This window comes from Nonomuraea sp. NPDC049607 (assembly GCF_040675375.1).
Classification (GTDB): Bacteria; Actinomycetota; Actinomycetes; order Streptosporangiales; family Streptosporangiaceae; genus Nonomuraea.
Window position 1 is genome coordinate 203,760 of record NZ_JBFAOV010000017.1, and the last position, 18,336, is coordinate 222,095.

General features: G+C 74.0%; 12 protein-coding genes and 1 pseudogene. 6 read left to right on the forward strand and 7 right to left on the reverse strand.

Annotated elements, in window-relative coordinates:
* Positions 1-161 precede the first annotated feature (161 nt).
* Positions 162-1,127 carry a methylmalonyl Co-A mutase-associated GTPase MeaB gene (gene meaB, locus AB0J97_RS30400; protein WP_364094735.1) on the reverse strand — a complete coding sequence of 322 codons (966 nt, stop codon included), beginning with the start codon at positions 1,125-1,127 and terminating at the stop codon, positions 162-164.
* Between the two features lie 110 nt (positions 1,128-1,237).
* Between meaB and AB0J97_RS30405 the strand changes: the two genes are divergently transcribed.
* Complete coding sequence (locus tag AB0J97_RS30405) at positions 1,238-3,031, forward strand: protein kinase (RefSeq protein WP_364094738.1); 1,794 nt, start codon at positions 1,238-1,240, stop codon at positions 3,029-3,031.
* 56 nt (positions 3,032-3,087) lie between these two features.
* Here the strand turns inward: AB0J97_RS30405 and scpA are convergent, their stop codons facing one another.
* From scpA to AB0J97_RS30430, 5 genes are all read right to left on the reverse strand, one after another.
* Positions 3,088-5,232 (reverse strand): methylmalonyl-CoA mutase, encoded by a 2,145-nt coding sequence (gene scpA / locus AB0J97_RS30410; protein ID WP_364094741.1) that lies wholly within the window; start codon positions 5,230-5,232, stop codon positions 3,088-3,090.
* The gene (locus tag AB0J97_RS30415) at positions 5,229-6,944 is read right to left on the reverse strand and encodes a methylmalonyl-CoA mutase family protein (RefSeq protein WP_364094744.1); all 1,716 of its coding nucleotides are present in this window, start codon (positions 6,942-6,944) and stop codon (positions 5,229-5,231) included. Before AB0J97_RS30415 ends, scpA begins: the two co-directional genes overlap by 4 nt.
* A gap of 45 nt (positions 6,945-6,989) precedes the next feature.
* Complete coding sequence (locus AB0J97_RS30420) at positions 6,990-7,751, reverse strand: N-acetylmuramoyl-L-alanine amidase (RefSeq protein ID WP_364094747.1); 762 nt, start codon at positions 7,749-7,751, stop codon at positions 6,990-6,992.
* 93 nt (positions 7,752-7,844) lie between these two features.
* Positions 7,845-8,783, reverse strand: a complete 939-nt coding sequence (mtnA, locus tag AB0J97_RS30425) for an S-methyl-5-thioribose-1-phosphate isomerase (protein ID WP_357695640.1) — start codon at positions 8,781-8,783, stop codon at positions 7,845-7,847.
* Positions 8,784-8,829: 46 nt separating this feature from the next.
* Positions 8,830-10,695 carry a potassium transporter TrkA gene (locus AB0J97_RS30430; protein ID WP_364094750.1) on the reverse strand — a complete coding sequence of 622 codons (1,866 nt, stop codon included), beginning with the start codon at positions 10,693-10,695 and terminating at the stop codon, positions 8,830-8,832.
* A gap of 95 nt (positions 10,696-10,790) precedes the next feature.
* Here AB0J97_RS30430 and AB0J97_RS30435 point away from each other — a divergent pair, with 95 nt between their 5' ends.
* The 5 genes from AB0J97_RS30435 to AB0J97_RS30455 all read left to right on the forward strand — a co-directional run bounded on the left by AB0J97_RS30435 (position 10,791) and on the right by AB0J97_RS30455 (position 17,819).
* Positions 10,791-12,371, forward strand: coding sequence for a protein kinase (locus tag AB0J97_RS30435; protein ID WP_364094753.1), 1,581 nt, complete (start codon positions 10,791-10,793; stop codon positions 12,369-12,371).
* Between the two features lie 56 nt (positions 12,372-12,427).
* Positions 12,428-13,540, forward strand: coding sequence for a DUF5925 domain-containing protein (locus AB0J97_RS30440; RefSeq protein ID WP_364094756.1), 1,113 nt, complete (start codon positions 12,428-12,430; stop codon positions 13,538-13,540).
* A 107-nt stretch (positions 13,541-13,647) separates the two neighbouring features.
* Positions 13,648-14,682, forward strand: a complete 1,035-nt coding sequence (locus AB0J97_RS30445; protein WP_364094759.1) for a C39 family peptidase — start codon at positions 13,648-13,650, stop codon at positions 14,680-14,682.
* Positions 14,683-14,688: 6 nt separating this feature from the next.
* Positions 14,689-16,560, forward strand: a complete 1,872-nt coding sequence (locus tag AB0J97_RS30450) for a prolyl oligopeptidase family serine peptidase (protein WP_364094762.1) — start codon at positions 14,689-14,691, stop codon at positions 16,558-16,560.
* The gene (locus tag AB0J97_RS30455; protein ID WP_357695628.1) at positions 16,557-17,819 is read left to right on the forward strand and encodes a M20/M25/M40 family metallo-hydrolase; all 1,263 of its coding nucleotides are present in this window, start codon (positions 16,557-16,559) and stop codon (positions 17,817-17,819) included. The genes AB0J97_RS30450 and AB0J97_RS30455 overlap by 4 nt, the downstream gene beginning before the upstream one ends.
* Positions 17,820-17,858: 39 nt before the next feature.
* Here the strand turns inward: AB0J97_RS30455 and AB0J97_RS30460 are convergent.
* Positions 17,859-18,336, reverse strand: a pseudogene (locus tag AB0J97_RS30460) (hypothetical protein); the annotation flags it as partial.

The following is an 18,336-nucleotide window of genomic DNA, read 5'->3' on the forward strand; positions in this document are numbered from 1 at the left end:
TCCCACGGGCGCAAGTCTGTTCCTCCGGGGTGCAGACTCCCGGCGACCACCACAGGGGTCCGGCCGCCACCGAGGGTCGGCGCCGCCAGATGTCAGGGCCGCCAGATGTCAGGGCCGCCAGATGTCAGGGCCGCCGCCGAGGGGCCGGCCGCCGGGGCGGGTCAGGGCCGTTTGAACACCGACAGCAGGCGGTCGGCGGCGAGCGACGGGGTCAGTTCCCCCGCCAGCACCTCCCGCTCGACCTCCGCCCTGATCGCCGCCACCTCGGGGTCGTGGCGCAGCTCGGCGAGCAGGCGGTCGCGGACCAGCGTCCAGGTCCACTGGACCTGCTGGCTGCGGCGCTTGGCGGGCAGGTCGAGCGAGTCCTGGTGGGCCAGGATCCGCCGCCACAGCTCCTCCAGACCGTCCCCGGTGAGCCCGCTGCAGGTCAGGACGGGCGGCGGCCCCGAACGCGGGTCCGAGCGCAACATGCGCAGCGCCCCGGCCAGCTCCCTGGCCGCCTTCCTGGCCGCGAGCTCGTGCTCGCCGTCGGCCTTGTTGACCGCGATCACGTCGGCCAGCTCCAGCACGCCCTTCTTGATCCCCTGGAGCTGGTCACCGGTACGCGCCAGCGTGAGCAGCAGGAACGTGTCCACCATGTCGGCCACGGCGGTCTCCGACTGCCCGACCCCGACGGTCTCGACCAGCACCACGTCGAACCCGGCCGCCTCCACCACGACCATGGCCTCCCTGGTCGCCTTCGTCACGCCGCCGAGCGTGCCGGAGGTCGGCGACGGGCGGATGAACGCGGCGGGGTCGGCCGACAGCCTGGCCATCCGGGTCTTGTCGCCGAGGATGCTGCCGCCCGTCCGGGTCGAGGACGGATCGACGGCCAGGACGGCCACCCGGTGCCCCTGGCCGGTGAGGTACGTGCCGAGCGCGTCGATGAACGTGGACTTCCCCACGCCGGGCACGCCCGAGACGCCGATCCGGCGGGCCCGGCCGGACAGCGGGGTGAGCTCGACGAGCAGCCGCTGGGCCAGCGCCATGTGGTCCGGCCTGGTCGACTCGACCAGGGTGATCGCGCGGGCGATCCACGTACGGGAGCCTGCCCGTACGCCTTCGGCGTAGTCCTCCAGCGAGCGCACCCGGTTGGCTCCTTTCTTCGCTCTGATCAGCCTAACTTCTGACAAGTCCCGACATTTGCCAGTAAGGTGCTGGAGTTCTGATCACAGCCGTCACAGGAGTCACTCCCCTCATGCCCAACGTCGAACCCCTCCGCGAGGGCGACCCGGCAGCGGTGGGACCCTACCGGCTGGCCGGGCGGCTCGGCGCGGGCGGCCATGGTGTCGTCTACCTCGCGCGCGGGCGCGACGGCGGTCCGGTGGCCGTCAAGGTGCTCGCCGAGGGCGTCACCGCGGGTGAGCCGTTCGTCAGGGAGGTCACCGCCGCGCACGCCCTGGAGCCGTCCTGCGTCGCGAGGGTGCTCGACGCCTCGGCCCGGGGGCGGCCGTACATCGTGACCGAGTACGTGGACGGGCCCTCCCTGCAGGAGACCGGCGCGCTGCGCGGCGCGGACGAGCTGCGGCGGCTGGCGGTGGCGACCGCCACGGCGCTGGCCGCCGCGCACCGGGCGGGCGTCGCGCACCGCGACTTCAAGCCGGCCAACGTGCTGCTCGGGTCGGACGGGCCGCGGGTGACCGACTTCGGCGTCTCGGCGGCGTTCGGGACGGGGGTGAGCGCGACCGGCAACATCACGGGGACGCCCGCGTACATGGCGCCCGAACAGCTCTCCGGGCGGGAGGCGGGCGCCCCGGCGGACGTGTTCGCGTGGGCGTCGGTGATCGTGTTCGCGGCGACGGGGACGCCGCCGTTCGGCGACGACTCGCTGCCCGCCGTGATCAACCGCATCCTGCACGACGAGCCCCGCACCGGCGACCTGCCCCAGCCACTGCTCGGCGTGGTCCTCGCCTGCCTGGCCAAGGATCCGGACCGCCGTCCGGCCATGGGCGACGTCCTCCGCCACCTGCTCGGCGGCCCACCGGACACCTCCCCCTCACCGCCTCGCCCGGCCCCGTCCGGGACACCGGACACCTCCCCCTCGCCGTCCCGCCCGGCGCCGTCCGGCCCGCAGGACGCCTTCCCCCCGCCGTCCCGCCCGGCGCCGTCCGGGACGCCGGACGCCGCGTCGGGGACCACCGGCCTGCGCCTGGTCGCGGGCACCCCGCCCCACCCCCACGGCGGAACGCCGCACCCGGAACCCCTGCCCCAGCGGGGCCCCGCCCCCGAGGCCCGGCCAACCCCCCTGGCGGCCCCCGCGCCCTACGAAGGTCCGACCCCGCAGGCGCCCACGCCCTACGCCGGCCCGACCCCGCAGGCGCCCGTGCCCGACGCCAGTCCGGCCCATCACGCGCCCGCGCCCGACGTCACTTCGGCCCACCACACGCCCGCGCCCGACGTCAGTTCGGCCCCCCGAACCCCCCAGCCCAAGGTCAGGGTGCGGCGGCGGGTGAAGACGGCGGTGGTGGCCGGGGTCTCCGGGGTGACCGTGCTGGTACTGGCGGGCGCGATCGTGTGGCTCACACCTTCGACGCCCACACCCAAGGCCACCCACGTGACGGACGTCACCGGCGCCCCCACGCCCGTCTCCACCCCCACCCCCAAGCGGCGTCCTCAGCACACCCGCACGCCCGGCCCCGGGCCCGGCGCGGAGAGCACGCCCAGCACGACCCCCACGACCAGCCGCCTCACCCTGGCCTCCCTGCGCCCGTCCGGCGGCACCAGGAACGGCGACTGCTGGGACGGCGCGGTGCGGCTCCAGGCCGCCGTGACCAGAACCGGCGACCCCGTCACCCTCCGGTACGCCTGGATCGTCGACGGCACGGTCACCGCCCGCTCATCGGCCACGGTCGCCGAGTCCGGCCCCCGGTACCTGACCTCGCCGACCGCCGTGACGGGCTCGGGCTCCCACAGCGTCACGCTCCGGATCACCGCGCCCGTCGCCCGCCAGCGCACCGTCGCCGTCACCGTCTGCGACGACACCACCGGCTGACGCCCGCCCAGCCCTCCGACGCCCGCCAAGGCCCCCGGCCGTACGTCGCCGGAAGGCTAGTGGCGGTCGCCGAGGGTCTGGAGGAGGTCGAGGGCGGCGTCGGCGATCACCGTTCCCGGCGGGAAGATGGCGGCGGCGCCGGCGGCGCGGAGCTCGTCGTGGTCGCCCGGCGGGATGACGCCGCCGACCACGATCATGATGTCCTCGGCGTCGAGGTCGGCCAGGGCGCGCCGGAGCGCGGGCACCAGCGTCAGGTGCCCGGCCGCCAGCGACGAGACGCCCACGATGTGCACGTCGGCCTCGACCGCCTGCCTGGCCACCTCTTCCGGCGTCTGGAACAGAGGGCCGACGTCGACGTCGAAGCCGAGGTCGGCGAAGGCGGTGGCGATCACCTTCTGGCCGCGGTCGTGGCCGTCCTGGCCCATCTTGGCGACCAGGATGCGCGGGCGGCGGCCCTCGTGCCGCTCGAAGTCGGCGCAGGCCAGGCGGACGCGCTCGATGGCCTCGGCGGGGCCGGACTCGTCGCGGTACACACCGGAGATGGTACGCACCTGCTCGGCGTGCCGGCCGAACACCCGCTCCAGGGCGTCGGAGATCTCGCCGACGGTGGCCTTGGCGCGGGCGGCGTCGACGGCCAGCTTGAGCAGGTTGGCGTCGAGGCCGGGCGCGGGGTTGTCGGCGGCCTTGGTGAGCGCGTCGAGGGCGCGCTGCACGGCCTCGCCGTCGCGTTCGGCCCGCAGGCGGGCCAGCTTGTCGAGCTGCTGGGCGCGTACGGCGCTGTTGTCGACCTTGAGCACCTCGATGGGCTCGTCGTCGGCGGCGCGGTACTTGTTGACCCCGATGACCGGCTGGCGGCCGGAGTCGATGCGCGCCTGGGTACGGGCCGCGGCCTCCTCGATGCGGAGCTTGGGCAGGCCGGCCTCGATGGCCCTGGCCATGCCGCCGGCGGCCTCGACCTCCTCGATGTGGGCCCAGGCGCGCTCGGCGAGGTCGTGGGTGAGGCGCTCGACGTAGTAGGAGCCGCCCCACGGGTCGATCACCTGCGTGGTGCCCGACTCCTGCTGGAGGAGGAGCTGGGTGTTGCGGGCGATGCGGGCGGAGAAGTCGGTGGGCAGCGCGAGCGCCTCATCGAGGGCGTTGGTGTGCAGCGACTGGGTGTGGCCCTGGGTGGCGGCCATGGCCTCGACGCAGGTGCGGGCGACGTTGTTGAAGACGTCCTGGGCGGTGAGGGACCAGCCGGAGGTCTGGCTGTGCGTACGCAGGCTCAGCGACTTGGGGTTGGCCGCCCCGAACCGCGACACCAGCCTGGCCCACAGCAGCCGGGCGGCGCGCAGCTTGGCGACCTCCATGAAGAAGTTCATGCCGATGCACCAGAAGAACGACAGCCGGGGGGCGAACCGGTCGACGTCCATCCCGGCGGCGATGCCGGCGCGCAGGTACTCGACGCCGTCGGCGAGGGTGTAGGCGAGTTCGAGGTCGCAGGTCGCCCCGGCTTCCTGGATGTGATAGCCAGAAATGCTGATCGAGTTGAATTTCGGCATCTTTTCGCTCGTATAAGCGAAAATATCCGAGATTATGCGCATCGAGGGGCCCGGCGGATAGATGTAGGTGTTGCGGACCATGAACTCCTTGAGGATGTCGTTCTGGATGGTCCCGGCCAGCTCCTCCGGCGCGACGCCCTGCTCCTCGGCCGCCACGATGTACATCGCGAGGACGGGCAGCACCGCGCCGTTCATGGTCATCGACACCGACATGCGGTCGAGCGGGATGCCGTCGAAGAGCTGCCGCATGTCGTAGATGGAGTCGATCGCCACCCCCGCCATGCCCACGTCGCCGGCCACGCGCGGATGGTCGGAGTCGTAGCCCCGGTGCGTGGCCAGGTCGAAGGCGACCGACAGGCCCTTCTGCCCGGCCGCCAGGTTCCGCCGGTAGAAGGCGTTGGAGTCCTCGGCGGTGGAGAAGCCCGCGTACTGGCGGACCGTCCAGGGCTGGTTGACGTACATGGTCGGGTAGGGCCCGCGCAGGTACGGGGCCGCGCCGGGGTAGGTGCGCAGGAAGTCGAGCCCGTCGAGGTCGGCGGCCGTGTAGAGGGGCTTGACCGCGATGCCCTCGGGCGTCTCCCACACCTCGCCCTCGGGAGCGGCGCTCGCGCCGGGGCCAGGGCCCCCGTCGAGCGGGACGCCGGAGAAGTCGGGGATCATCGCAGCACCTCCAGGTCCTCGAACGTCTGACGGAGCACGGCGAGCGCGTCGCACCCCGCGTAGAGGCAGGCGTCCACGCCCTCGTAGTCTCCCTTCCCCGCCAGCCAGACGCGTCTCGCCCCTGCGTGCCGCAGGGCGGTGGCCACGGCGCGGGCGTGCTGGGCGTACAGCTTGTCGGTGGAGCACAGGCAGGCGACGGCGGCGCCGCTCACGGCGAAGGCGGTGGCGATCTGCTCGGGGTCGGCGCCCGGCCCGGCGGTCTCGGTGGCCAGGCCGCCGGAGTGGAAGAGGTTGGCGGCGAAGGAGGCCCGCGCGGTGTGCGCGGCGACCGGCCCGATGGTGGCCAGGAACACCTTGGGACGCTCGGGCAGTGCGTCGGCGACGTCGCGCAACGCCTCGAACTCCTGGGCGTGGCGGGCCACGGGCCGCCCGGCGGGGGCGGGCGGGCGGCGCAGCGGCTTCTCACCGGGGTCGGGGAACTCGCTGACGCCGGTGATCGGGAAGCGGCGGTGGGCGATGTCGTCGTCGCGGCGGGCGCGGGTGGCGGCGACGCGCCGCTCGATCAGCTCGCCCGCGGCCTCCACGCCTCCGGCGGCCTCGATCTCCTGGAACCAGGCCCAGGCCCGCTCGGCCAGGTCGGCGGTGCGGCGCTCGACGTACCAGGAGCCGCCGGCGGGGTCGGTCACCCGCCCGATCCCCGACTCCTCCAGCAGCAGCGACTGCGTGTTGCGGGCGATGCGCCGGGAGAAGGCGTCGGGCAGGCCGAGCGCGGCGTCGAACGGCTGCACGGTGACCGCCTCCGCCCCGCCGACGCCCGCCGCGAAGCAGGCCAGGGTGGTGCGCAGCATGTTCACCCAGGGGTCGCGGGCGGTCATCATGGCGGCGCTGGTGACGGCGTGCTGGCGCTGCCCGCCGTGCTCGGCCGCGCCGCACACCTCGGCGACCCTGGCCCACAGGCGGCGCGCCGCCCGGAGCTTGGCGATGGTGGCGAACTGGTCGGCGGTGGCGGCGTACCGGAAGTCGACCTGGCCTAGCGCTTGCTCAACGGAGAGGCCGGCGCCGGTCAGCGTCCGCAGCTCGGCCACGCCCCGCGCGATCGAGCAGCCCAGTTCCTCGGCGTCGGAGGCGCCCGCGTCGTGGTAGGGCGTGGCGTCGACCATGACCGCCCGCAACCCCGGGTACGCGGCGCAGCGCCCGGCCAGCGCGGCCGCCTCGCCGCCGCTCGCGCCCAGGTTCCCGCTGAGCGGGACGCCCCGCCCGGCGGCCAGGCCGAACAGCACCTCGGCGGCCTCCCGCGTGCGCTCCCCCGCCTCCAGGACGATCGGCGCCAGGTCGAGATAGACGTCCTTCAGCACGGCGGGCAGCGCGTCGACCGGGATCGCGTCGTCGCCGACGACCAGCCAGAGCGAGGTGACGCCGTTCTCCAGGTCGGCCAGGACCGCCTCGGGGTCGGCCACGGCGTGCCGCTGCCGGACGTCCCATCCGGGCAGCGCCCGCGCCCCCCGCGTGAAAGGCGGCGCGCCCGGCGCCCCGGGATCGCCCGGCAGGTCGCCCGCGTCGTAGAGCGGCGCGACGGTCACGCCGTCGTAGGTGGGGGTGGACAGCGCCTCCTCGGGCGAGCCCGCCTCGACCCCCGACTTGCGCAGGACCTCGACCGCCAGTCTCCGCCAGTCGTCGCGAGTGGTGGGAGGAAACCCCGCTGCCAGTTCCATGCAACGGATAGTAGGCGCTGCCGGGCCGCCGCAGTAATCCGGGGGTTACCCGTCGGCGGGCGGCGCCTCCCATGCCAGCCTCCATGTGAGCGGGCCCACGATCCCGTCGTCCTCGACGCCCTGCTCGCGCTGGAAGCTGCGGCACACGTCGCGGGAGGCGGCGCCGTACGCGCCGTCGACGGTCAGGTCCCAGCCGCGCTTCTTCATCTGCCGCTGCCAGGTGCGCACGTCCTCGCCCTCCATGACCGGCGGGTACTTCAGCAGCCGGCCGGGGAAGGGCGGCGTGGCCGGGGGCGGAGTGGTGGGGCCGCCGCCCGGACGGGGGGCGCCGCGCTTGATCCAGGCGTACAGGGGGTCGCCGGGGCAGTCGGTGGAGTAGCCGTCGCGGTGGCCCTTGATCTCCTTGCCGGCGCCGCCGTGGTCGCGCACGTACTGGACGGCGTCGACGATCGCCTCCAGCATCGTGTCGGGCGGCTGCACGAGCCCGGCGTTGCCGACCAGCCCGAGCACGGCGTAGTGACCGGCGTTGAGCCCGGGACCGTTGGCGGCGGGCAGATGGTGCAGCCCCCGCCCCTCGAACACCTTCCGGTGCGGGCAGGCCACGAAGGAGTAGCCGATGTCGATCCAGCCGTTCCCGTCCATGTGGTACGCCTGGATCGATCGCACGAGGGACACGCAGGCGGCGTGGTCGGAGACGATGCCGGGCTCGACCCTGCCGCCGGTGTAGTGGACCTTGACGCCCTTGGTCGAGTCGAGCTGGGTGTAGGCGCCGCGGGGCGTGCGCGCCTGCCAATCGCGCCTTAACACCAGATCTATGTCCACGGCTGCTCTCCGAGAGTAGATATCGGGACGACCGAGCGTAACGCGAGCGAGGTGAGCAGGTCCGCGGATCGCGCTATTTCACGGCCTGATCACCCGCCGTTCGGTCACGATCGCGGTGATCAGATCGTGCGGCGTCACGTCGAACGCGGGGTTCAGCGCCTGAGTGCCCTCGGGCGCGACGCGTACACCTCGGACGGACAGGATCTCCTCGGGGTCGCGGTCCTCGATGTGGATGTGGTCGCCGGTCGGGGTGGCGGGGTCGATGGTGGACTCGGGCGCGACCACGACGAACGGCACCCCGGCCCGTTCCGCGCCGAGCGCGAGCGCGTACGAGCCGATCTTGTTGGCGGTGTCGCCGTTGGCGGCGATGCGGTCGGCGCCGATGAGCACGGCGTCCACCTCCCCCTTGGCCAGCAGGTACGGCCCCGCCGAGTCGGCCACCAGCCGGTGCGGCGCGCCCATCCTGGCCAGCTCCCAGGTGGTGAGCCGGGCGCCCTGGAGCAGCGGGCGGGTCTCCAGGGCGAGCACCTCGGCCAGGCGGCCGCGTTCGTGCAGGGTCTGGACGACGCCGAGGGCGGTGCCGCGTTCGACGGCGGCCAGGCCGCCGGTGTTGCAGACGGTCATGATCCGCAGCCGGTCGCCCTCCAGCAGGCCGGCGCCGCGCTCGCCCATGGCCAGGCAGGCGGCGATGTCGTCGTCGCGGACGCGCAGCGCGGCCGCCAGCACCGCCTGGCGGCCCCTGCCCAGGTGGGCGGCGGCCTGGTCGACGCCCCAGGCGAGGTTGGCGGCGGTCGGACGGGCGGCGCGCAGCTCGGCGATCTGGCCGAGGTCGCCGTCGGCGAGCACGACGCCGAGCGCGCCGGCCACGCCGAGCGCGGGGGCGCCGCGCACGGCCAGCCGCCGGATCGCCGCGACGAGCTCGGCCACGGTCTCGACGCGCAGCCGCACGCACCGGTCGGGCAGCAGCGTCTGGTCCACGAGCTCGACGGCGTCGCCGGCCCAGTCGATGGTCCTCACGCCGCACACGCTAACCCACGGGCCCGGGGCCGGGCCCGTGCCCGGATCAGCGTTCGGCCAGGACGATCACCGAGTCCTGCCGGCCGAGGACGACGGTGTCGCTCTTGGCGGGGTTGAGCACGATGCCGTAGTGCGGCGGGACGTTCCTGGAGACATTGTCGCGGTAGCCGATCGCGGTCTCGCCCCTGCGCCGGGCCGCCTCGACGATGGTGGCGAAGGTGACCTCGGAGCCGGTCTTCACGTACGAGGCGGCGGGCCTGGGGTAGATCTCCGAGCCGTGCGAGTCGAACAGGTAGCCGAACACGTCGGCGAGGTGGCGGTTCTCGGCGAGCTGGGCCAGCAGGAGGCCGATGACGGTGTCGCTGATGACGATGTCGTCGGCCTCGGTGACCTCGGCCAGCGCCCGGTTGCCCTCGTCGTGCATCTCGCTGACGATCGAGTAGTGCTCGCCGAGCGTGCTCTGCATGTCGCGGAGCTGGAGCAGGGTCATGAGCGTGCGGGTGTCGGCGTGGTGGGGCTTGAAGCGGTCGTCGGAGAGCACGATGACGTGCTGGTAGAGGCCGACGCCGAGGGATTCGAGCGCGTACCGGTCGGTGGTGTCGCAGTCCTTGACGTTGACGGTGAGGGTGCGCAGCCCGGTCAGGCCGGTGCCGGCGTCGGGGTGGTCGGCGGCGATGTCCAGGACCGAGCCCGGGGAGACGTAGCCGTCCAGGTAGCGCACGATCTGCTCGGCGCGGCCGTTCCAGTTGAGCAGGAGGGTGCGCTCGGGCTCCGGCGGCGCGGCGCCGGTGGCGGTGACGGCCTGCTCGTCCACCGGGGGCTCGCCGGTGGCGAGTTCGATGTGGGAGTCGTCGTGGGCGATGACGACGACCTGGTCCTTGGCGGTGATGACGGTGTCCAGGGGCGGGTTGAGCACGACTCCGGCCGGCCCGCGTAAGCCGATGACGGCGGCGGTCTCGTAGGCGTGCAGCGCCTGGCCGTAGGTGGCGCCGACCAGTTCCTCGTCGGCGCGCAGGTAGATCTCGCCGCCGTCGAAGTTGAGCAGGTCCATGCAGACGACGGACATGCCGGACTGGCGGGAGGACTGCACGATCAGCCGGGCGGCGGTGTCGTCGGAGTCGACCAGGTGCACGTCCTCGCCGCCGGCCAGCCGGGCGGCGGCGAGGTTGCGGGCGGAGGCCAGGGCGGCGACCACGGGCGGGTGGGAGCCGTCACGCTTGGCCAGGGCCAGCAGGATCTTGATGACGTGCGCGTCGGGGTCCTCGCCCTCGGGGGAGAGCACGACGACGGACCTGGCGGCGGTGAGGTTCATCAGGCCGAGGTCGCGCGGCTCGGTGGGACGGCCGGTGCGGCAGACCAGGCGGGTCCTGCCGAGGTCGCCGACGTGCTCGCGGATGTCCTCCTCCATGGCCAGCTTGTCGCGGTCGGCCAGGATGGCGATGACCGAGTTCTTCTGGCTGGCGTGCGCCTTGACCAGCTCGGTGACGATCGTGAACACCTGGTCCGACCAGCCGAGCACCACCGTGTGGCCGGACTCGACGATGCGCGAACGGCCTCTGCGCAGGCGGTCCACCTTCTGCTTGAGGCCGTTGGACAGCAGGCCGACGAGCATGCTGACGATGAAGATGCCGCCGAGCGACCCGGCGAACATCACGGTCATGTAGCCGAGCGAGCCCTTGTCGCTGGCGACCTTGCTGGGGGTGAGGGCGTGCATGAGGGCGATCCACAGCACCTGCCCCGCGCCGCCGACGCCGTCGGGCTCGTCCGGCGCGAGCCAGAGCGTGAACGCGGCCACCACGAGGATGAGCGCGACCGACACCACCGCGAGCCAGCCGATGAGCGACGCCGTCCCCCTGGACATGGTGTTGTCGAACCAGTACCGCGCCCGTTCGCGGACCGTGACCCTCGACACTTCCCCGATACCTCCGTGTAAGGAGTGATTTAGACCGACGACACAAGGTACCGGGCGATCTTGGCTTCCGCATGGCGAGCGGTAACGTAGCCGCCATGGTGACCCCCCTCACACCGGACGATCCGGCGTCCCTGGGCGATTTCCGCCTGGCCGGGCGGCTCGGCGAGGGTGGGCAGGGCGTGGTCTACCTGGCCCACTCCCCCGCCGGGGAGCAGGTCGCGGTCAAGCTGCTCAACGCGGGCGACCAGGAGACGCGGGCCAGGCTGGCGCGCGAGCTCGACGCGCTGGAGTCGATCGCCTCCTTCTGCACGGCCCGCGTGCTCGACGTCTCGACCCGGGGCTCGCGGCCGTACGTGGTGAGCGAGTTCGTCGACGGGCCCTCGCTGGCCGAGCGGGTGGCCGGGCGCGGGCCGCTGCGCGGCGGCGAGCTGGAACGCCTGGCGGTCGGCACGGCCACCGCGCTGGCGGCCATCCACGCGGCCGGGGTCGTCCACCGCGACTTCAAGCCGTCCAACGTGCTGCTCGGGCCGGACGGGCCGCGCGTGGTGGACTTCGGCATCGCCAGGGCCGAGGGCGCGGCGACGCACACCTCGGGGCTGATCGGCACGCCCGCCTACCTGTCGCCGGAGCAGATCGCGGGCTCGCCCGCCTCGGCGGCCTCCGACGTGTTCGCGTGGGCGGCGACGATCGTCCACGCGGCCACGGGGGTCAGCCCGTTCGGGGCGGACACCGTGCCGGCGGTGCTGCACCGGGTGCTGCACGCCGAGCCGGACCTGTCGCCGCTGCCGTCCCGGCTGCGCGGGCTGATCGCCGCCGCCCTGGCCAAGGACCCCGCCCGCCGCCCGACGGCCGGCGCCCTCATGCTGGCCCTGGTCGCCCCGGGCACCCCGCCGCTCCCTGCCTCCGGCCCCGCGTCCGGCGCGCCTACCGGCCCCGCATCCGGCCCCGCCCCCGGCCCCGCATCCGGCCCCGCCCCCGGCCCCGCATCCGGCCCCGCCCCCGGCTCGCCTGCCGGCACCGCCTCGGGCGGGCCTCCGGAAGGCCCGCACGGCCTCGGTCCGGGGGTGGCCGACACGCGCGAGAGTCGGGAGGGCCGGAACAGGGGGCGCGGCGCCCTCGCCGGGGCCGTGGCGGTCGTGGTGGCCCTGGCCGTGGTCGGCGGCGTGGTCCTGCTGACCGCCCGTGCGCCCGGCTCGACCGCCACCCGGTCCACCTCGCCGCCGTCCGCGACCGCCGCCCCGTCCGACTCGCCGTCCGACCCGCCGTCCACGACCGCCGCTCCCGAAACGCCCGTCGCCGCCCGTACGGCCACGGCGCGGACCACCGGCGGGACCGGGGCTCTGAAGATCCCCGCGGCCTTCGCCGGCACCTGGACGGGCCACACCGACACCACCAACCCGCTCGACCCCGACGGCGCCGACAACACGGTCGAACTGAAGGCCGGCCGGCCGGAGGCGGCCTGGCAGGAGAAGGACTCCCAGGTCGACTGCACCGCCACCATCACCCTGACCGAGGTGCGCCCCGACCGGCTGACTTTCTCCCTCGGTGCGACCACGGGCGGCTGCATCCCGGGTACTGTCTGGCTGGAGCTTAAAGGCGACACTCTCACCTACACCTGGCGAGACGTGCCCGGCCTGGGAATGGTCACCCAGACCGGCGATCTCGGCAAGAAGTGAACGATCCGCTCGCATAACCCTTCGACATCCGAGCCCACGAAGGAGATCCTTTACCTATGTCTGTGATCAGGGAGGTGCCGTTCCCCAGCCCGGACTCCTCGTCCGAACTGCCGATGAACATCTGGATCGACGACGCCGACTCGGCGATCGACGTCATCGACGCCCTGGCGTTGTCGCCGTTCGCGACCGGCGTTCAGCCCTGGTCAAGGCTGGCCAACCTGGAGCGGGTGCGCCCGGACGCCCGGCTGCAGCCGGCCGAGGGGCGGGTGCTGCGCACCGCGCAGGTGGAGGACGGTTCGGAGTCGCGGCTCATCTGCGGCGAGGGGTGGACGCTGCGGGTCATCCGGCACCGCAACCGCACCGCCACGGTGAGCGTGACGGCGGTGAGCGAAGAGCTGGCCACCTCGGTGATGAAGGAGAGCATCGACGGCGCCGAGGAGCCGATGCCCGACGCCGACCACGTCGAGATGGGCTTCTGGTGGCGCGGCTCCCACGGCGGCAACCGGTCGGAGAAGCCGATCACCGCCCAGCCGTGGGACGAGATCGGAACGAACTACTCGGCGCAGGTGCGCCCGGCGCTCGGCCGCCTGATGGCGACCACGCCCGCCGACGTCAACGGCCGGCTGATCCTGCTGCACGGCCAGCCCGGCACCGGCAAGACCACGCTGCTGCGCACGCTGGCCAAGCAGTGGCACGACTGGTGCCAGGTCGACTGCGTGCTCGACCCCGAACGGCTGTTCAACGACCCGGGCTACCTGATGGAGGTGGCGGTCGGCTACGACACCGACGACGACACGCAGCGGTGGCGGCTGCTGGTGCTGGAGGACTGCGACGAGCTGATCAGCTCGGGCGCCAAGGCCCAGGCGGGCCAGGGGCTGTCGCGGCTGCTCAACCTCACCGACGGCCTGCTCGGCCAGGGCCGCGACGTGCTGGTGGCCATCACCACGAACGAGGACCTGACCCGGCTGCACCCGGCGGTGATCCGTCCGGGCCGCTGCCTGGCCCAGATCGAGGTCGGCCCGCTGACCCGGGACGAGGCCGTCGCCTGGCTCGGCTCGCCGCAGGGGGTCGGCGCCTCGGGGGCGACCCTCGCGGAGCTGTACGCCCTGCGCGCGGGCCGCGCGATCAGCCCGGCGGGCCCCGACGAGTCCACCGGCCTCTACCTCTGACCGAGCCCACCGGCCCCTCCTGGTGAGCGAACCCGCCGGGAGCGGGGCCGGGCCGGTACGTAAACCAACCGATGTGCGACACCCGGTGTGAAACCACAATATGGCTGGTGCTCACCGTCGATCTGGCGCGCGTCGCCTTCACCCGTCTCACCGTGCCCGGAGGCACGTGGACCAGCGAGGAACACCGGGTCGGCTTCGCGGCCACCCAGCTCGTCCCCTCGTGGACCGCGCGTACCCCGCCGGGCGCCTGGGTCGAGGTGGAGCTGCGGGCCAGGACCGAAGCCGGCACGCTGACCAAGTGGTACGTCATGGGCCGCTGGTCCGAGCACGGGCCGCGTACCTCGGTGCCCGGCCAGGGTGACGAGGACGGCGACGTGGCCGTGGACACGTTCGTGGCCAGGCGGCCGGTCGTGGCGTTCCAGACGAGGGTCACCGCGCGTGGCGAGGGCGCGCGGATGACCTCTCTCGGCGTGCTGGCCTCGTCCCTGCCGCAGCGTCCGGTCGCGGTGAGCGCGTCCGGGGTGGCCGGGCGGGTCGAGCTCGACGTGCCCGGCCACTCCCAGTACGCGCACGCCGGGCACCACCCGCGCTGGGACGGCGGCGGCGCGAACTGGTGCAGCCCCGCCTCGGTGGCGATGGTGCTGGCCTTCTGGGGCCGCGGCCCCGAGCCCGGCGAGCTGGCCTGGGTGGGCGCGGACGACCCCGCCCCGGCGGTGGACCACGCCGCCATGGGCACCTACGACGACGGCTACCAGGGCACCGGGAACTGGCCGTTCAACGTGGCCTACGCGGGGCGTTACGGGCTGACCGGCTTCGTGACCAGGCTGCTGTCTGCGGCCGAGCTGGAGGCGTTCGTCCTGGCGGGCATCCCGGTGATCGCCTCGCTGTCGTTCAAGGCCCACGAGCTGCCCGGCTCCGGCTACTCCACGAACGGCCACATCCTCGTCGTCACCGGCTTCACCGCCGGGGGCGACGTCGTCGTGAACGACCCCGCCGCGCCCGCGGACGGCGAGGTTCGCCGGGTGTACCCGCGGGCAGCGTTCGAGAACGTGTGGCTGAGGAGCTCGGGCAGCGGCGGCATCGTGTACGTCCTCCACCCGCCCGGGCATCCCCTGCCTCCCTGTACCAACGGCAATTGGTGATTTTTCATGAGCATTCGACCGATCGATGTGGCGCGTACCGACGGCGGCCCCCAGTGGGTGGAGGCCGTCGCCACGCCCGAGGGCGTGGAGGTGTGGTGGGACGAGCCACGCCCGCACGAGGGCGGCCGGCGCTGCGTGGTGCGCCGCCTGCCCGACGGCTCCCGCGCCGACGCGCTGCCTCCCGGCTGGAACGCCCGCAACCGCCTGATCGAGTACGGCGGCCGCTCCTGGCGTCCGCTGCCGGGCGGCGGCCTGGTCTTCACCAATTGGTCCGACCAGCGGCTCTACCGCCTGGACGCCTCCCCGGGGAAGGCCGCCGACCCGGTCGCCCTCACGCCCGAGGGCCCGGCGCGCTACGGCGACCTCTACCTGCCGCCCGGCCGTGACGAGGTGTGGGCGGTGCGGGAGATCGACGACGTGCGGGACCTGGTGGCGGTCCCCCTGGACGGCGGCCCGGTCAGGGTCGTGGCCCGGACGCACCACTTCCTCATGAACCCCCGCCTCTCCCCCGACGGCGCCCGGATCGCCTGGATCGGCTGGAACCACCCCGACATGCCCTGGGACGGCACCGAGCTGTGCGTGGCCCCCCTGTCGCCGGACGGCGTCGCGGGCCCCCACCAGGTCGTGGCCGGCGGCCCCGAGGAGTCGGTGGCCCAGGCCGAGTGGCGCGACGCGGAGTCCCTGTACGCCGTCACCGACCCGACCGGCTGGTGGAACGTGCACGTCGTGCACCTCGACGGTTCCCCCTCGCGCAACCTCACCCCCGTGGAGCTGGAGTTCGGCGCGGCGGCCTGGAAGCCGGGCCTGGCCTGCCTGTCCCCGGCGGGCGAGCACCTGGTCGTCGTGTACGGCACCGCCGACCAGCGCCGCCTGGGCGTGCTCGACCCGGCGACGGGCGGCCTGCGGGAGATCGGCGGGGCGGAGCACACGTACTGGGCCTCGACGGTGTCGGCGGCCGGGGGCAAGGCGGCGGCGGTGGGGGCGACGCCGTACACGCCGCTGGAGGTCACGCTGGTCGATCTGGCCACCGGCGGGCACGAGGTCGTCTCGGCCCCCAAGCCCCTGCCCGACCGGGCGCTGCTGCCCACGCCGGAGGCGGTGACGGTCGAGGGCGTGCACGCCCACCTCTACCCGCCGGCCGGGGTCGCGGGCCCGGCGCCGTACGTGATCTTCGTGCACGGCGGGCCGACCGGGAACTCGCCGGTCGTGCTCGACCTGGAGATCGCCTACTTCACCAGCAGAGGGATCGGCGTGGCCGTGGTGAACTACGGCGGCTCGACCGGCTACGGCAGAGCCTACCGCGAGCGGCTGCGGCACCAGTGGGGCGTGGTGGACGTCCAGGACTGCGCCAAGGTGGCGCGCGGGCTGGTGCAGCTCGGCCGGGCGGACGCGGCCAGGATCGCGATCCGGGGCGGCAGCGCCGGCGGCTGGACGACGGTGGCCGCGCTGGTGCACAGCGACGTGTTCGCGGGCGGCGTCGCGCACTACGCGATCACCGACCCGGAGAGCTGGGCGGCCGAGACGCACGACTTCGAGTCGCGCTACCTCGACGGCCTGGTGGGCCCGCTGCCCGAGACGCGGCAGCGGTACACCGACCGCTCGCCGCTCCTGAACGCGGCCCGGGCATCGGGCCCGTGCCTCATGTTGCACGGTCTGGAGGACGCGATCGTGGACGTCAGCCAGGCTGAGCGATTCACCGCCGAACTGGACAAGCACGGCAAACAGTGGGCTCTGCTCACCTTCGCCGGTGAGCAGCACGGCTGGCGCAGGGAAGAGACCATCGTGGCGGCGCTGGAGGCCGAGCTGGCCTTCTACGGGCTGATCTTCGACCTGGAGACGCCCGGCGTGCCGCCGCTGACGCTGAAGGGGAGAGCGTGAAGAGCGTCGCCGAGATCTGCTCGGACCTGATCAGGTTCGACACCACCAATCCGGGCTCGGGCGAGCGCCCGGCGGCCGAGTACGTGGCCACGCTGCTGGCCGACGCGGGGCTGGAGCCGGTGGTGTTCGAGTCGGCGCCCCGGCGCACCACCGTCGTGGCCAGGATCGACGGCGACTCCCCCGACGCGCTGCTCGTCCACGGCCACCTGGACGTCGTGCCCGCCGACCCCGCCGAGTGGCGGATGCACCCGTTCTCCGGCGAGATCACCGACGGCTGCGTGTACGGCCGGGGCGCGGTGGACATGAAGGGCTCGTGCGCGATGACCCTCGCGGCCGTGCTCGGCATGGCGGCGGACGGCGTGCGGCCGAAGCGGGACCTGGTGCTGGCCTTCCTGGCCGACGAGGAGGCGACCGGCGACTACGGCTCCCGGCACGCGGTGACCGAGCACCGGCACCTGTTCGACGGCGTCACCGAGGCCATCAGCGAGTCGGGCGGCTTCAGCGTCGACTCCGGCGGGCGGCGCGTCTACCCGATCGCCGTCGGCGAGCGCGGCACCGCGTGGATGAAGGTGACCGCCCACGGCGTGGCGGGCCACGGCTCGCGGCCTGCCGTGGACAACCCGGTCGCCACGCTGGCCCACGCGCTGTCGCGGGTGGCCGCCCACCAGTGGCCGGTACGCCTGACGCCGTCGGTCGCCGCGCTCCTGGAGAGCCTGTCGGAGATCACCGGGCAGCCGATCGACCTGGACCGGCTGGACGCCGAGGCCGACCGGCTGGGCGCGCTCGGCGAGCTGTTCCACGGCCAGATCCGCAACTCGGCGAACCCGACGATGCTGGAGGCCGGCTACAAGGTCAACGTGGTGCCCTCGACCGCCTCGGCGCACGTGGACGGCCGGTACCTGCCGGGCCTTCAGGAGGAGTTCCTCGCGACGATCGACGAGCTGCTGGGCCCGAAGATCACCCGCGAGTTCGTGAACCTGGAGGAGGCGCCCGCCGCGCCGTACCCGTCGGCGTTCTTCGACGAGCTGGCGGGGGCGCTGGTGGCCGAGGACCCGCTGGCGCGGCCGGTGCCGTACGTGATGAGCGGCGGCACCGACGCCAAGTCCTTCGCCACCATCGGCATCCAGGGGTACGGCTTCGCCCCGCTCATGCTCCGGCCCGACCTGGACTACTTCGGCATGTTCCACGGCAAGGACGAGCGGGTGCCGGTGGAGGGGCTGGAGTTCGGCACCCGCGTCCTGACCCGCCTGCTCACCTGACCGTCCCGGCCGTCCCCCGGGCCCGTGTCCGGGGGACGCTCATGACGCCGGGCCGAACCAGGTGGTGAGCGCGTCCATGAGCGCCCCTCCTGGCGCGCCCGCCCAGGCCACGTACCCGTCGGGCCGGACGAGCAGCGCACCACCGCCTGCCTGGGGCGGGGCGGCCACGGCCAGGCTCACGCGGTCGTGGTGGCCCGCCAGGGCGGCCGTCAGTTCGGCCGCGTCCGCGCCGCCGGACAGGTCGAGCAGCAACCCCCGCCCGTCCCGCAGCAACTCCGCGACCGGCCGCCCGGTCCCGGCCGCCGCCGGGCTCTCGCTCCCCCGCCGACCGCCGCCGGGAACACCGGAACCCGCCGCGCCCGGAACCTGAGGGCCGCGATCGTGCGGGCCCTCGGGCGGGGTGACGGTCAGGGGCGGGGTGACGGTCAGGGGCGGGGTGGCGGTCAGGGGCGGGGTGGCGGTCAGGGGCGGGGTGGCGGTCAGGGGCGGGGTGGCGGGCTGGGGCGGGGTGGCGGTC

What these genes read in the sequence shown, in the direction of transcription:
- AB0J97_RS30405 (WP_364094738.1), top strand. Translation starts at nt 1,238, where the DNA reads ATGCCCAACGTCGAACCCCTCCGCGAGGGCGACCCGGCAGCGGTGGGA.
- scpA (WP_364094741.1), bottom strand. Translation starts at nt 5,232, where the DNA reads ATGATCCCCGACTTCTCCGGCGTCCCGCTCGACGGGGGCCCTGGCCCC.
- AB0J97_RS30415 (WP_364094744.1), bottom strand. Translation starts at nt 6,944, where the DNA reads ATGGAACTGGCAGCGGGGTTTCCTCCCACCACTCGCGACGACTGGCGG.
- AB0J97_RS30435 (WP_364094753.1), top strand. Translation starts at nt 10,791, where the DNA reads ATGGTGACCCCCCTCACACCGGACGATCCGGCGTCCCTGGGCGATTTC.
- AB0J97_RS30440 (WP_364094756.1), top strand. Translation starts at nt 12,428, where the DNA reads ATGTCTGTGATCAGGGAGGTGCCGTTCCCCAGCCCGGACTCCTCGTCC.
- AB0J97_RS30450 (WP_364094762.1), top strand. Translation starts at nt 14,689, where the DNA reads ATGAGCATTCGACCGATCGATGTGGCGCGTACCGACGGCGGCCCCCAG.